Genomic DNA, 14,026 nt, shown 5'->3' with positions numbered 1-14,026 from the left:
GCACCTCCAGAGGCGCCACGCACCACACAACTCAACAACCGCCGTCCGTATGCCGCCCGCGAGCACCACGCGGCGCTCCTCCCGAGGAGCCGCCCACCGGGCCCGTGCCTTCCCGTGACCCAAGCAGTAGGGAGGCCAGTGCCAGGGGCACGATTGCGCCCGCGAGGTCACCTAAGCGGGCGATGCTGGAAGGACACCGTGTGAGCCGGATTTCGGTCCGGGGGTTCGCCGTGGCATCCGCCACCGCGGTCACCACCGTAGGCGCCGTCGTAGGCGTTGCATCGGGCAGCACCCCTGCTGCCGACGACAACAACTTCGAGGCGACCGCAGCCGACACCACGCTGCTCGCAGACATTCCCGCGGGCCAGCAGGCCCAGGTGCAGACCGCTTCGCTGACGCAGCAGGCCGACGCCCAGGCGTCCGCCGCCGACGCCGCCGCGAAGAAGTCCGCGGAGGAGACCGCCCGCGTCCAGGCCGCCAAGGACGCGAAGTCCAAGAAGCAGGCCGCCGAGGACAGGCTGGAGCGCGAGCGCCAGGAGAAGAAGGACCGTCAGGAGCGCGCAAGCCGCTCCGAGATCCGCTCCACCGCGTCGTTCGCCCAGCAGAGCTCGTACACCGTGGCCGAGGTGCAGGCCATCGCGCGCCAGATCGTGCCGGCGGACCAGTTCCAGTGCTTCAGCAACATCGTGAACCACGAGTCGAGCTGGAACTACCGCGCGAGCAACCCGTCTTCCGGTGCGTACGGTCTCGTCCAGGCGCTGCCCGGCTCGAAGATGGCCTCGGCCGGTGCCGACTGGATGACCAACCCGGCCACCCAGATCAAGTGGGGCCTGAGCTACATGAGCAGCCCGCGCTACAAGAGCCCCTGCGGCGCCTGGGCCTTCTGGCAGGCCAACCACTGGTACTAGAACCAGGGTTCACAAGCTCAACCCCCGTGAAGCCCCCCGCCGTCCCTCGGTGGGGGGCTTCACGCGTGTACGGTCGTGCCGAACGCTGCCGGGGGAGCGGTGGGGAGAGCGGACGGGGGTAGAGGAACAGCTATGTCGAAACTGCCGGGGTGGCTCGGACAACTGGGTGCTGAGCTGAGCAGGCTGAGCGAGCGTCTTGATGAGCGGCGGGCCGAGTCGGAAGCCGACGACCCCCTGCTCACGCACACGGACCCGGCGAGGGCCGGGAAGGACGAGGCGGCGCACGCCGACCAGGTGCCGGCCCCGCCCACCTACGCGCCCACCGTGGCCGCGCGCCCCGATCCGGTCGCGGCGATCCCGTGGGGGATGCGGGTCGCGGCCGAGGCGGGCTGGCGGCTGCTGGTGCTGGCGGGGACCCTCTGGGTGCTGATGCGGGTCATCAGCGCCGTGCAGCTGGTCGTGCTGGCCTTCGTCGCCGCGCTGCTCGTCACCGCGCTGCTCCAGCCGACCGTCGCCCGGCTGCGGCGCCACGGGCTGCCGAGGGGCCTGGCGACAGCCGTCACCGCGATCTCCGGCTTCGTCATCATGGGACTGGTCGGCTGGTTCGTGGTGTGGCAGGTCATGGACAACATCGACACCTTGTCCGACAAGGTGACGAAGGGGATCGACGACCTCAAGAACTGGCTCCTGGCCAGTCCGTTCCATGTGACCGACAAACAGATCAACGACATCGCCAAGAACCTCAGCGACACCGTCGGCACCAACACCGAGGCCATCACCTCCGCCGGCCTGCAGGGCGTCACCGTGGTCGTGGAGTTCATGACCGGCGCGCTGCTCGCGATGTTCTCGACGCTCTTCCTGCTCTACGACGGCGCGCGCATCTGGCAGTGGGTGCTCAAGCTGGTGCCCGCGCAGGCGAGGCCCGGGGTCGCCGGGGCCGGTCCGCGCGCCTGGCGGACGCTGACCGCCTATGTGCGCGGCACGGTCATCGTGGCCCTGATCGACGCGATCTTCATCGGGCTCGGGATCTACTTCCTCAACGTGCCGATGGCGGTGCCGCTGGCCGTCTTCATCTTCTTGTTCGCCTTCATCCCGCTCGTCGGGGCGGTGGTCTCCGGAGCGCTGGCGGTGGTCGTCGCCCTGGTCACGGAGGGCGTGTTCACCGCGCTGATGGTGCTGGCCGTGGTCCTCGCCGTGCAGCAGATCGAGGGCCACGTCCTCCAGCCGTTCATCCTGGGCCGGGCGGTGCGGGTGCACCCGCTGGCCGTGGTGCTCTCGGTGGCGGCGGGCGGCATGGTCGCCGGGATCGGCGGCGCGGTGGTGGCGGTGCCGCTGGTCGCGGTGACCAATACGGTGGTCGGCTATCTGCGGTCGTACGGGCAGGAGAATTCGCGGCGCCACTCGCCGCCCCCGCACGGGGCGACCGCGCTCGACGCGGCGCCGACGGCCGCCCCGGCTCCCGAGAAGGACGGGGACGAACCGTCGCCGGACGCCTCGTAACGCGTACGCACGGGAAGAAGGGCCCCTCGGACGGTCGGTCGTCCTCGGGGCCCTTCTCGTATCCAGGGTACGGCGCCTACTCGGCGAGTACGGCCTCGGCTTCGAGGGTCACACCCACCGCCTGGATCACCGAGGCGATCTTGACGGCTTCCTGGATGGTCTCGCGGTCCACGCCGGCCTTGCGGAGCACCTGCTCGTGCGAGTCGAGGCACTGGCCGCAGCCGTTGATCGCGGACACGGCGAGCGACCACAGCTCGAAGTCGACCTTCTCCACGCCCGGCTTGCCGATGACGTTCATCCGCAGGCCCGCGCGCAGGTTCCCGTACTCGGGGTCCGAGAGCAGGTGGCGGGTGCGGTAGAAGACGTTGTTCATCGCCATGATGGCGGCGGCCGACTTCGCGGCGGTGTACGCCTCCGCGGAGAGGTTGGCCTTCGCCTCGGGCTCCAGCTCGCGCAGCACCTTCGGCGAGCGCGAGGCGATCGCGCAGGCCAGGACGGTGCCCCAGAGCTGCTGCTGCGGGAGCTCGCTGTTGCCGATGACCGAACCGAGGTTCAGCTTCAGGTCCTTGGCGAAGTCCGGTATGGCGGACTTCAGTTCGTCGAGAGCCATGTCGGTATCAGCTCACTCGCCCGAGAGGAGCGCGACCGGGTCCAGGGTGTTCTCGCCCTTGGTCCAGTTGCAGGGGCACAGCTCGTCGGTCTGCAGGGCGTCGAGGACCCGCAGGACCTCCTTGGGGTTACGGCCCACGGAACCGGCGGTCACCATGGTGAACTGGATCTCGTTGTTCTGGTCCACGATGAAGACGGCGCGCTGCGCGAAGCCGTCCTCGCCCTCGATGCCGAGGTCGCGCATGAGCTCGTGCTTCGAGTCGGCCATCATCGGGAAGGGCAGGTCGGTCAGGTCCGGGTGGTCCTTGCGCCAGGCGTGGTGCACGAACTCGGAGTCGCCGGAGAAGCCGAGGATCTGGGCGTCGCGGTCGGCGAACTCGTCGTTCAGCTTCCCGAAGGCGGCGATCTCAGTGGGGCACACGAAGGTGAAGTCCTTCGGCCACGCGAAGACGATCTTCCACTGACCCTCGTAGGTCTTGTGGTTGATCTGCTCGAACTCCTTGCCGCTCTCCAGCGACACGCAGGCGGTCAGGTCGAACTCGGGGAACTTGTCACCGACAGTGAGCACGCGCTCTCCTTGCAGCGTAGGTTCTCCCCTTTTGAGGGAGTTCCTGGGGGTTGGACGATCTCCACCATGGCACAGAGTGCATTGATCGCGGAAATAGCTACACTCGGTCGTGATGATCGGAGGTACCTATCAGTGGTGCAGAGCAATCCGGGCAACCGGCTCAAACAGCCCAGCCTCTCGCAGCTGCGCGCCTTCGCCGCCGTCGCCGAGTATCTGCACTTCCGGGACGCGGCGGCCGCAATCGGGATGAGTCAGCCGGCGCTCTCCGGGGCCGTCTCCGCGCTGGAGGAGGCACTGGGTGTCCAGCTCATCGAGCGTACGACGCGCAAGGTGCTGCTCTCGCCCGCCGGGGAACGGCTCGCGGTGCGGGCGCGCGTCGTGCTCGACGCCGTCGGCGAGCTGATGGAGGAGGCCGAGGCGGTCCGCGCCCCCTTCACCGGAGTGCTCAGGCTCGGCGTGATCCCGACCGTCGCCCCGTATCTGCTGCCGGCGGTGCTGCGGCTGGTCCATGAGCGCTACCCGGCCCTCGACCTCCAGGTGCACGAGGAGCAGACCTCCTCCCTGATCGAGGGGCTGGGCGCCGGACGGCTCGACCTGCTGCTGCTCGCCGTGCCCCTCGGTGTCCCCGGGGTCAGCGAGCTCCCGCTCTTCGACGAGGACTTCGTGCTCGTCATGGACCGCGGCCACCCGCTCGGCGGGCACGCCGACATCCCCCGCGACGCGCTGCGGGAGCTGCCGCTGCTGCTGCTGGACGAGGGGCACTGCCTGCGGGACCAGGCGCTCGACATCTGCCGCGAGGCCGGCCGGGCGGAAGGCGCGCCGGTCACCACGACCGCGGCCGGGCTCTCCACCCTGGTCCAGCTGGTGGCCGGGGGCCTCGGAGTGACGCTGCTGCCGCGCACCGCGGTCACCGTCGAGACCGCCCGCAACGAGGCGCTGACCACGGGGTACTTCGCGGACCCGGCCCCCACCCGGCGGGTGGCGCTGGCGATGCGGACCGGGGCGGCCCGGCACGAGGAGTTCGAGGAACTGGCGGCGGCGCTGCGCGAGGCCATGGGGGCGTTGCCGGTACGCGTGACGGAGGGCGGCCGGACCTGACGTCCGGCCGCCCTCCGCGGTGTCACTCGCTGCGCAGCCCGTCCGGGCGCATCATGCGCCACAGCGGCGGCAGGGACAGCAGCGTGACCAGCAGGATGAGCGCCCCGCCCGCTCCCGCGAGGGGCAGGAACACCAGCCAGTCGTCGACCTCCTTGCCGACCATCCAGCAGAGCGCCGCGCCCAGCGAGAGGCCGCCGGCCACCGCCACCGCGAGTCCGATGACCACCGGGAGCGCGGTCTGCCAGAGCACCGACCAGGCGAGGGTGGTCCGCCGGGTGCCGAAGGCGACCAGCACCGACAGCAGCCGCTTGCGTTCGCGCAGCTGTTCCAGCTGGGAGACCAGCATGGAGGCCGCGATCAGCAGCAGCGTGACCGTGGCGCCGACCTGGAGGCCGGTCTGGACGCTGGCGTACTGGCGGTCGCGTGCGACGGACGTCAGGGTGACCAGGCGCATGCCGGGGTCGATGCGGGCCGCCGTGTTGCGTACGTACTCGGCGGCGTCCGGGACGCTCTCGTCGATGCGGATCTGAGAGGCGGTGATCGCGCCCGGCAGAGTGGTCGCGTCGATCGCCCCCGGGGTGACCATGATCCCCCAGCGGTCCTCGCCGAGCGGGTCCTTGCGGCTGAGGACGGTCTTCGCGTCGGCGGGCAGCGTCCAGCGCAGCTTCCGGCCGCTCCCCGACTCGAACTCGACCTCCTTGCCCTTGCGGGCGGTCTTGTCCATCCAGCCGGCCATGTCCTTGTCGTTCCTGGGGTGCACGACGAAGGAGTCGCCGTCCTCGCAGGAGTCGATGCGGGCGACCTCGCGCAGGGTGGCGCAGTCACCGACGTTCAGCGAGGTGGTGGGCTGCATCTCTCCGTCGGCGTACTTCCCCGGCTTGGTGACGTACGCCTCGATCATGCCGATGACCTGGGTGACGCCCTTGGTGGCGCGGAACTCCTTGATGGTGTCCACGGCGGCGTTGCCGCCGACCTTCTGCGACACGGCGTAGAACTGGGCGCGGGTGGGGTCCTGACCGGTCGCCTTGTTGAAGTCGGCGTTCATCGAGGCGAACAGCATCTGCACGGCGACCGCGCCGGCCACCGCCACGGTGACCCCGCTGACCGCACGGGAGGCGGTCCCGCTGTTCAGCTGGAGCCTGCGGGTGGCGAGCTGCCAGGGCACCGGGCCCCCGCGCAGCCGGTTCACGCACGCCTCGACCAGCCACGGCAGCAGCAGGGCGAGCCCGAGGAGGACCAGGATCGCGCCGATGGTGATGGGGTAGGGGTTGACGACCTCGTACTCGCCCGACTGGCCGTTGAGCGCGAGCACGCCGAGCCCCGCGAGGGGGAGCAGCAGCCGCCACCACAGTCGGCGCTTGCGGGCCCGGCCGTTGCGTACGACCCCGAGCGGCTCGATGACCACGGAGCGCATCGCGGACAGCGTGACCAGCACGGCGGTCAGCGGGACGGCGACCGCGATCAGCAGGCACAGCCGCGGGTCGGGGGCGAGGTCCGCGGGGAAGGCGCTGACGTCCCAGACCTCGATGTGGCCCACGAACTGCCGCCCCACCAGGAAGAGCACGAGGCCGATGAGCACACCGAGCACGGAGCCGAACAGGGCCTCGCCCGCCGCGATCCGCCGGGTCGACCTGATGTCCGTACCGACCAGGCGCAGCGCGGCGAGCCGGCGGTCGCGGCGGTCGCCGCCGAAGCGCACGGCGGTGGCGATGAAGATGGCGACCGGTGCGAGCAGCACCACGCAGCCCATGATCACCAGCACGACGAGCAGCGGGGCGAGCGGCGGGGTCGGCTCGGGGTCGCCGTATCCGGTGACGCGGTGGCCGCCCGCGGCCGTGGTCAGGGTGTCGCTGCCGGCGTAGAACCACAGTTCGTTGGGCGACCGCAGGCCGTCGTCCGCGATGGTGCCGGTGATCCTGTACGGGTAACGCTCCTTGAGCAGGGCGTTGTCCGGGTCGTCCAGCAGGTCCTTCAGGGCGGGGGAGACGACCATCTCGCCGGCGGCGGGGAGGGCGTCGATGCCCGGCGGGAGCACCGGGTGGCTGCCCTCGGCGCGCATCAGGTAGCCGCTGATGCTGCGGTCGTGGTACTCGCTGTCCGACCCGATCCGCAGGACCGAGGTGTCGGACTTCCTGCCCTGCGCGTCCGGGTTCTCGGAGATCTTCGTCTCGCTGCGGGCCGTGTCGCGGTCGTTGCGCACGTCGAGCGCGTGCGGCACCGAGGCGGCGAGGAAGAGCAGCGTGACGCCGAGGCCGACGCCGACCGCGGTGAGCAGCGTGCGGATCCAGCCCTCGCGCCCGCCGGCGGCGGCGAACCGGACGCCGAGGGCGAGGTCGCGCAGCCAGGGCGCGGTGCGGGAGGGGCGGGCCGGCGGCGCGGGTGCGGGGGCCGGGGTCCGCTTCTCGTCCAGCAGCGTCATACGGCGTGCTCCAGGTCGCGGGCCCGGCCGTCGCGCACGGTGACGTCGCGGTCGGAGTAGGCGGCGACGCGGGCCTCGTGGGTCACCAGGACCACCGCGACGTTGGCGGAGCGGGCGGCGTCGGTGAGCAGCTGCATGACCCGCTCGCCGTTGAGGGAGTCCAGGGCGCCGGTCGGCTCGTCGGCGAAGATCACCTTCGGGGACGCGGCGAGCGCGCGGGCCACGGCGACGCGCTGGCCCTGGCCGCCGGAGACCTCGCCGGGGCGCTTGCCCCCGATGTCCTCGACCTCCAGGCGCTCCATCCAGGAGAGGGCGGTGCGCTCGGCGTCCTTGCGGCGGGTGCCGTTGAGGCGGAGCGGCAGGGCGACGTTCTCGACGCAGGTGAGCTCGGGCACGAGCTGGCCGAACTGGAAGACGAACCCGAAGTCGCTGCGGCGCAGGGCGCTGCGCTCCGCGTCGGACATCGCGGACAGCTCGCGGCCGTCGTAGGTGATGGTGCCGGAGTCCGGGGTGATGATCCCGGCGAGGCAGTGCAGCAGCGTGGACTTGCCGGAGCCGGACGGGCCCATCACCGCGACGACCTCGCCGGGGTGGACGGAGAACGAGGCGCCGTCGAGCGCGGGGGTCGATCCGTAGGTCTTGCGCAGGTCGTGCGCGGAGAGGAGGGAGCCGGCGGGGGTCACGGGGCCACCACTTTCTGGAGCTGGCCGAGGCGGGCGGCGGTCAGTTCCAGCCAGCGCAGGTCGGCTTCGAGGTGGAACAGGGCGTGGTCGCAGATCAGCTGGTCGGCGAGGTCGCCGCGGCGCTTGCGGTCGGTGAGGATGCGCATCAGGCGCAGGTGCTCGGAGCGCTGGGCGTCCAGCACGTCGCCCGCGTTGCGGCCGGTGAGCATGGCCAGGACGACCTTGGTGTACAGGGTCGACTGGAGGTACGGCTCCGGCTTCTCGGGCTGCGCGAGCCAGGTGGCGACGTCGGTGATGCCGGCGTCCGTGATCGCGTACCGCTTGCGCTCGGGGCCGCCCCCGCTCTCCACGCCGTCGACCTCGACGAGGCCGTTCTTCAGGAGCCGGGACATGGTCGAGTAGACCTGCCCGTAGTGCAGGGGGCGGTCGTGCCCGAACTTCTCGTCGAACGTCCGCTTGAGGTCGTAACCGTGGCGTGGGCCGGACTCCAGGAGCCCGAGCAAGGTGTGGCCGATTGACATGCGGAGCACTCTACATGGTGTGTATACCTACTGTGTATACACGGGGGGTGCAGCCGAACGGCGCACGTCAACGGCCCGCCCCCGAGGGGACGGACCGTATCCGTCTCACTCCTCGCCCGGCGGCTCCGGCGCGGTTTTCGGCGGGCGCCCCCGGCGGGGGATGGGGGAGGCCCCGCCCGGCAGCCGGCCCGCGTCCGCGAGCGCCCGTCGCAGCAGGAACTCGATCTGCGCGTTCGCGCTGCGCAGTTCGTCCGACGCCCAGCGGGCCAGCGCGTCGTGCACGGCGGGGTCCAGCCGCAGCAGCATCTGCTTGCGCTGCCGCGGCCGGGCGCGGGGCGCTTCCCCCGGGCTCTCCTCGGTCACTGGTAGAGCGTGCCCGTGTTGAGGACCGGCTGGGCCGCGCGGTCACCGCACAGGACCACCATCAGATTGCTCACCATGGACGCCTTCCGCTCCGAGTCGAGCTCCACGATGTCCTGCTCGGCGATCCGGGTCAGCGCCATCTCGACCATGCCGACCGCACCCTCGACGATCTGCTGCCGGGCCGCGACGACCGCGCCGGCCTGCTGGCGCTGGAGCATCGCGGAGGCGATCTCGGGGGCGTACGCGAGGTGGCTGAAGCGCGACTCGATGATCCGCACGCCCGCCGCCTGCACCCGGGCGGTCAGCTCGACGGCCAGCTTCTCGGTGATCTCCTCGGCGTTGCCCCGCAGCGAGAGGCCGCCCTCCTCATGGGCGTCGTACGGGTACTCGAGAGCGATGTGACGGACGGCGGACTCGGTCTGGGTGGCCACGAACTCCAGGAAGTCGTCCACCTCGAACAACGCCTGGGCGGTGTCCTCGACCTTCCACACGACGATCGCGGCGAGCTCGATCGGGTTGCCGTAGGCGTCGTTGACCTTGAGGACGGCGGTCTCGTGGTTGCGGACCCGGGTGGAGATCTTGCGGCTGGAGGTCAGCGGGTTCACCCAGCGCAGACCGTCGGTGCGGATGGTGCCCACGTACCGGCCGAACAGCTGGATCACCCGCGCCTCGCCCGGTGCGACCATCTTCACACCGCCCATGCAGAAGAACGAGGCGATGGCGAGCAGGACGCCCAGGACGACGAGCGGGATGCCGACGGCGTTGTTCCCGTTCGAGCCGATGACGCCCCCGACGATGGCGAGGGCGATGCCGGCGATCACGCCGAGCACGGTCAGCAGCAGCCCGAGGCCGCCGGCGATGCTGTGCGCCTTCGCCTCTCGGACCTGCGGTTCCGGCATCTCGGGCGCGTCCGGGGCAAGCCCGGCGGGCGGCTGGGCGGTGGTGTCGGGCTGGTGCGGGTCGGTCATGGTGGCCCCCGTGGTGGTCAGCTAGCCGGTCGCTAGCAATGTGATTACACATTAACGGTTCTCGCAACCTTGCGCACCCCTCAGGAGTCGGTTCCATCGGAGGCGGGTGCTGATTCTCACGTCGGCAAAACCTGGGATCGTCGGCTTTTCGGCCTCGCCCACGGTGTTAGCTGGCAGGTCCGGGCTGATTCGGCAGAGCAGAGCAGAGAAACGGGAGCGACCAAGCGATGGGTCGAGCGGAAGCGCGACGAGCCCAGCGGCGGGCTGCGAAGAGCGGCGGCATACGCAGGCTCTTCACCTGGCGCAAACTACTGGGCACTGCCCTCGGGGTGATCCTGCTGGGCATGGGCGCCTTCGCCGTGCTCTACATGGTCGTGGACGTGCCCGAGGGCAATCCCAAGGCGCAGATGCAGGCGAACGTCTACAAGTACGCCGACGGGAGCCTGCTGGCCAGGACCGGCGAGGTCAACCGCGAGATCGTGAGCCTCGCGGAGGTGCCCAAGGAGGTCCAGGACACCTTCGTCGCCGCCGAGAACAAGTCCTTCTACGACGACCACGGCGTCGACTTCAAGGGCACTGCGCGCGGCCTGCTCAACACCCTGTCCGGCAAGGGCAAGCAGGGTGGCTCGACCATCACGCAGCAGTACGTCAAGAACTACTACCTGGACCAGGACCAGACGGTCACCCGGAAGCTGAAAGAGCTGGTCATCTCGCTGAAGCTGGACCAGAAGAAGACCAAGAAGGAAATCCTCGCCGGGTACATCAACACCAGCTACTACGGCCGCGGCGCCTTCGGTATCCAGGCCGCCGCGCAGGCGTACTACGGCGTGGACGCCAAGGACCTGAACGTCTCGCAGGGCGCCTACCTCGCCGCGCTGCTCCAGGCACCGAGCCAGTACGACTGGGCCATCGCCGGTCCGAACGGCAAGCGGCTCGTCCAGGCGCGCTGGGCGTACACGCTGGACAACATGGTCGAGGAGGGCTGGCTCGACGCCGGCAAGCGCAAGGGGCTCACGTTCCCGAAGCCGCACGACCCCAAGCCGCTCAACGGGACGGCCGGCCAGAAGGGCTACATCGTCGAGGCGGCCCGCAACGCGGTGCTCAAGCAGTCGGGCCTCACCGCGGACCAGTTCGACCTCGGCGGCTGGACGATCACCGTCAACATCGACAAGAAGAAGCAGGCGCAGCTGGAGAAGTCGGTCGAGACCAAGCTGCTCGACAAGCTGGACACCAAGAAGCGCAAGCTGGACAGGGACGTCCAGGCGGGCGCGGTCTCGGTCGACCCGAAGACCGGCGCGGTGGTCGCGCTGTACGGCGGGCGCGGCCAGAACGAGCACTGGACGTCGAACGCCACCCGCCCCGACTTCCAGCCCGCGTCCACCTTCAAGCCGGTCATCCTCGCCGCCGCCCTCGACGAGGAGTCGAAGACGCAGGACGGCGAGCGGATCACGGCGAACACCCGCTACGACGGCACCAGCAAGCGCCCGGTCGTCGGCAGCGACATCCCCTTCAACCCGGAGAACGAGGACGACCAGAACTACGGGCAGATCACCGTCCAGGACGCGATGAACAAGTCCGTCAACTCCGTCTTCGCGCAGATGGGCGTGGACGTGGGTATGGACGAGGTGATGAAGACCGCCGGCAAGCTCGGCATGAACGTGGAGGGGCTCCGGGCCGTACCGGCCCAGACTCTCGGCTCCATGGGCGCCAGCCCGATGGCGATGGCCGGCGTCTACGCCACCTTCGACAACCACGGCAAGGAGGTCACCCCGCAGCTCGTGAAGTCGGCGGTGCACCAGGGCGACGAGCCGCTCAAGATGCCCGACGCGATCGGCGACCAGGTGATCTCGCGCAAGGCGGCGGACTCCGTGACCTCGGTGCTCACGGGCGTGGTGGACGACGGGACGGCCCGCGGGGTGCGCAACGCCGAAGGGCTCGGCAAGCGGGAGATCGCCGGCAAGACCGGTACCTCCGACGACAACAAGTCGGCCTGGTTCACCGGCTACACCCCCGACCTCGTCACCTCGGTCGGCCTGTTCGGCGAGGCCGCCTTCGACCGCACCGACGACGACGGCAAGAAGATCAAGAAGACCGCGCAGGTGACCCTCCAGGGCGCCGGCGGCGGCGGACGCGTCAACGGTGGTGGCTTCCCGGCCGAGATCTGGGCCGACTACATGGGGCACTCCGTCGGCAAGGCCCGCAAGTTCGACCTCGATACGGACATGGGCGCCGCGGTCAGCCCGCCTCCCGCGTCCCACTCGCCGAGCCCCAGCACCTCGCCCTCCGACGACCCCAAGCCCTCCCACTCGCCGTCCACGTCGCCGTCCTCCGAGCCGCCGCCGGCCAGTGAGTCCCCCGAGAGCTCCCCGCCCGCCTCGCCCTCGGGCGGCGCGACGACCGAACCGCCGCCCAGCCCCTCGAACCGGCCGGGCCCGGACCCCTCGTCCTCCGTGGAGCTCCCGGACCTCTCGGGGGACAAGCGGCCGGACAACACCGACGACAGGTGACCGGCTGACCGGCCGCCCCCGACCGCGGCAACGGGCGGTGTACGAGGCTCTTCCTCGTACACCGCCCGTTCGCGTCTCCCGGGGCCGGGCGCTACCCGCGCACCGGCATCTCGAACCACACCACCTTGCCCGTCGACAGGCGCGTGGCGCCCCAGCGGCGGGCCAGGCGGTTGACCAGGAACAGGCCGCGCCCGTTCTCGTCCATGTCCTTGGCGCGGCGCTGCCGGGGCAGCTGCGGGGAGTCGTCGCCGACCTCGCAGCGCAGCGTCTCGGTGCGCAGCAGCCGCAGGGTGACCGGGCGCTCCGCGTACCGCACGGCGTTGGTCACCACCTCGCTGATCAGGAGCTCCACCGAGTCCGACAGGTCGTCCAGGCCCCACCGGCCGAGCGCCCTGCGCGCCAGCCGCCGGGCCCGGCCGGGGGCGGACTCGTCCGGGTCCAGGAACCAGTAGGCGACGTCGCTCGGCGCGATCCCGTCGAAGCGGGCGGCGAGCAGCGCGATGTCGTCGTCGCGGTCACCGGGACCCAGCATGTCCAGCACGTCGTCGCACAGGGCCTCCAGCGGCGGCGAGTGGTCCGGGCCGGTCAGCCGGGCGGTCGCGGCGAGCCGTTCCCGCAGCAGCTCGATCCCCGTCCACACGTCCCGCAGCCGCGACTCGACCAGCCCGTCGGTGTACAGCAGCAGCGTCGCACCGGCGGGCGCGTCCAGCTCGACGGCCTCGAAGTCCACTCCGCCGACGCCGATCGGGGCGCCCGGGGGCACCCGCAGGACCTCGGCGCGGCCGCCCAGGTGGAGCAGGACGGGCGGCGGGTGGCCCGCGTTGGCGACCGTGATGCGGTGCGCGACGGGGTCGTACACCGCGTAGAGGCAGGTGGCCATGCGGTCGCTGCCGAGGCGCTGCGCCTGCTCGTCCAGGTGGTGCAGGACCTCCTGCGGGGGCAGGTCGAGCCCGGCCAGGGTCTGCGCGGTGGTCCGGAGCTGGCCCATGATCGCGGCGGACGTCATGGAGTGGCCCATGACGTCCCCGACGACCAGGGCGACCCGGCTGCCGGGCAGCGGGATCGCGTCGTACCAGTCGCCGCCGACCCGGGCCGTCTCGGCGGCGGGGAGGTAGCGCGAGGCGAGTTTCACGCCGGTCGGCTGCGGAAGCGAGTCGGGCAGCATCGTGCGCTGGAGCTCGTCCGCGATGTACGCCTCGCGCCCGTAGAGCACGGCCTTGTCGATGCCGAGGGCGGTGTGCGTGGCCAGCTGGGCGGCGACCAGGAGGTCGTTGGCCTCGAAGGCCGGGCGCTCGGCGCCGCGCAGGAAGACTGCCGCCCCGATCACCCGCCGCCGGCCGCGCAGCGGGGCCAGGACCACGCGGTGGCCCAACGGCACCGTGCGGTCGGCGCCCAGCAGTTCGGGGAGCGCGACGCGGGCCGCCGCGGAGTCGCCGAAGACCGGGCGCACCCCGCGCAGCACCTCGGCGAGCGCGCTCCCGGGCCGCACCTCGCACAGCTCGGCGGCGGGCATCAGGTCGGCCTGCGGGTCGAGGGCGGGCAGCCGCAGACGCTCCGTCTCCGACAGGCTCTCGGTCTCCTCGTCGGTCAGCCGCAGCCGGTCCGAGCGGCGCAGCCGCAGCACGAACGGGTTGACCGGCCGCTCGTCGCCGACGGGCAGCGGATCGCGGAGGTAGACGAGTATGGCGTCGGAGAAGGTCGGGACGCTGGCCCGGCACAGCCCGAGCACGATCTCGTCCAGATCGATGCCCCGGGCGATCCGCCGGGTCGCGGCCCCCACGAAGCGCAGCCGGTCGCCCTCGCGCCGCGTCGCCGCCTGTGGGTCGGGCGCCACGGGCGCGGGGCCCTTGGCGGGGGCCGGGATCGCCGTGGCGGCAGCGGC

Annotated in this window: 12 protein-coding genes; 4 read left to right on the top strand and 8 right to left on the bottom strand. The window is 71.2% G+C overall.

Translation table 11 applies throughout. The features are described from left to right. Positions 1 to 200 precede the first annotated feature (200 nt). Positions 201 to 908: a transglycosylase SLT domain-containing protein gene (locus G3I41_RS23740; protein WP_164402420.1), complete on the top strand. Its 708-nt coding sequence runs from the start codon at positions 201 to 203 to the stop codon at positions 906 to 908. A 132-nt stretch (positions 909 to 1,040) separates the two neighbouring features. Continuing rightward, entirely contained in the window at positions 1,041 to 2,408 is a 1,368-nt protein-coding gene (locus tag G3I41_RS23735) for an AI-2E family transporter (protein WP_164402419.1), read from the top strand. A 76-nt stretch (positions 2,409 to 2,484) separates the two neighbouring features. On the opposite strand, the gene G3I41_RS23730 is transcribed toward G3I41_RS23735, so the two are convergent. Together G3I41_RS23730 and G3I41_RS23725 are read right to left on the bottom strand one after the other, a co-directional pair. After that, positions 2,485 to 3,018 carry an alkyl hydroperoxide reductase gene (locus tag G3I41_RS23730; protein WP_073744727.1) on the bottom strand — a complete coding sequence of 178 codons (534 nt, stop codon included), beginning with the start codon at positions 3,016 to 3,018 and terminating at the stop codon, positions 2,485 to 2,487. Positions 3,019 to 3,030: 12 nt separating this feature from the next. Continuing rightward, positions 3,031 to 3,585: a peroxiredoxin gene (locus G3I41_RS23725; protein ID WP_037688641.1), complete on the bottom strand. Its 555-nt coding sequence runs from the start codon at positions 3,583 to 3,585 to the stop codon at positions 3,031 to 3,033. 132 nt (positions 3,586 to 3,717) lie between these two features. Here G3I41_RS23725 and G3I41_RS23720 point away from each other — a divergent pair, with 132 nt between their 5' ends. Further along, the gene (locus G3I41_RS23720; RefSeq protein ID WP_164402418.1) at positions 3,718 to 4,683 is read left to right on the top strand and encodes a hydrogen peroxide-inducible genes activator; all 966 of its coding nucleotides are present in this window, start codon (positions 3,718 to 3,720) and stop codon (positions 4,681 to 4,683) included. 22 nt (positions 4,684 to 4,705) lie between these two features. Here G3I41_RS23720 and G3I41_RS23715 read toward each other — a convergent pair whose 3' ends face one another. From G3I41_RS23715 to G3I41_RS23695, 5 genes are all read right to left on the bottom strand, one after another. Further along, the gene (locus G3I41_RS23715) at positions 4,706 to 7,102 is read right to left on the bottom strand and encodes an FtsX-like permease family protein (RefSeq protein ID WP_164402417.1); all 2,397 of its coding nucleotides are present in this window, start codon (positions 7,100 to 7,102) and stop codon (positions 4,706 to 4,708) included. Next, complete coding sequence (locus tag G3I41_RS23710; RefSeq protein WP_164402416.1) at positions 7,099 to 7,785, bottom strand: ABC transporter ATP-binding protein; 687 nt, start codon at positions 7,783 to 7,785, stop codon at positions 7,099 to 7,101. Before G3I41_RS23710 ends, G3I41_RS23715 begins: the two co-directional genes overlap by 4 nt. After that, the gene (locus G3I41_RS23705) at positions 7,782 to 8,306 is read right to left on the bottom strand and encodes a PadR family transcriptional regulator (RefSeq protein ID WP_018100929.1); all 525 of its coding nucleotides are present in this window, start codon (positions 8,304 to 8,306) and stop codon (positions 7,782 to 7,784) included. Before G3I41_RS23705 ends, G3I41_RS23710 begins: the two co-directional genes overlap by 4 nt. A gap of 105 nt (positions 8,307 to 8,411) precedes the next feature. Then, a complete protein-coding gene (locus tag G3I41_RS23700) occupies positions 8,412 to 8,669 on the bottom strand; it encodes a hypothetical protein (RefSeq protein WP_164402415.1) in 258 nt (85 codons plus the stop codon). Continuing rightward, positions 8,666 to 9,637: an SPFH domain-containing protein gene (locus tag G3I41_RS23695; protein ID WP_164402414.1), complete on the bottom strand. Its 972-nt coding sequence runs from the start codon at positions 9,635 to 9,637 to the stop codon at positions 8,666 to 8,668. Before G3I41_RS23695 ends, G3I41_RS23700 begins: the two co-directional genes overlap by 4 nt. Positions 9,638 to 9,864: 227 nt before the next feature. Between G3I41_RS23695 and G3I41_RS23690 the strand changes: the two genes are divergently transcribed. Then, a complete protein-coding gene (locus G3I41_RS23690) occupies positions 9,865 to 12,144 on the top strand; it encodes a transglycosylase domain-containing protein (protein ID WP_164402413.1) in 2,280 nt (759 codons plus the stop codon). A 91-nt stretch (positions 12,145 to 12,235) separates the two neighbouring features. On the opposite strand, the gene G3I41_RS23685 is transcribed toward G3I41_RS23690, so the two are convergent. Beyond that, positions 12,236 to 14,026: ATP-binding SpoIIE family protein phosphatase (locus G3I41_RS23685; RefSeq protein WP_164402412.1), on the bottom strand; the 1,791-nt coding region annotated here is incomplete at its 5' end.

Source organism: Streptomyces sp. SID9727 (assembly GCF_010550605.1).
Lineage (GTDB): Bacteria > Actinomycetota > Actinomycetes > Streptomycetales > Streptomycetaceae > Streptomyces.
Note: the sequence above shows the minus strand (reverse complement) of the source record. Positions and strands in the feature narration are given on the sequence as shown.

Excerpts from the sequence above, each read along its gene's own strand:
- G3I41_RS23735 (WP_164402419.1), top strand. The coding sequence starts at position 1,041 with ATGTCGAAACTGCCGGGGTGGCTCGGACAACTGGGTGCTGAGCTGAGC.
- G3I41_RS23730 (WP_073744727.1), bottom strand. The coding sequence starts at position 3,018 with ATGGCTCTCGACGAACTGAAGTCCGCCATACCGGACTTCGCCAAGGAC.
- G3I41_RS23715 (WP_164402417.1), bottom strand. The coding sequence starts at position 7,102 with ATGACGCTGCTGGACGAGAAGCGGACCCCGGCCCCCGCACCCGCGCCG.
- G3I41_RS23705 (WP_018100929.1), bottom strand. The coding sequence starts at position 8,306 with ATGTCAATCGGCCACACCTTGCTCGGGCTCCTGGAGTCCGGCCCACGC.
- G3I41_RS23695 (WP_164402414.1), bottom strand. The coding sequence starts at position 9,637 with ATGACCGACCCGCACCAGCCCGACACCACCGCCCAGCCGCCCGCCGGG.
- G3I41_RS23690 (WP_164402413.1), top strand. The coding sequence starts at position 9,865 with ATGGGTCGAGCGGAAGCGCGACGAGCCCAGCGGCGGGCTGCGAAGAGC.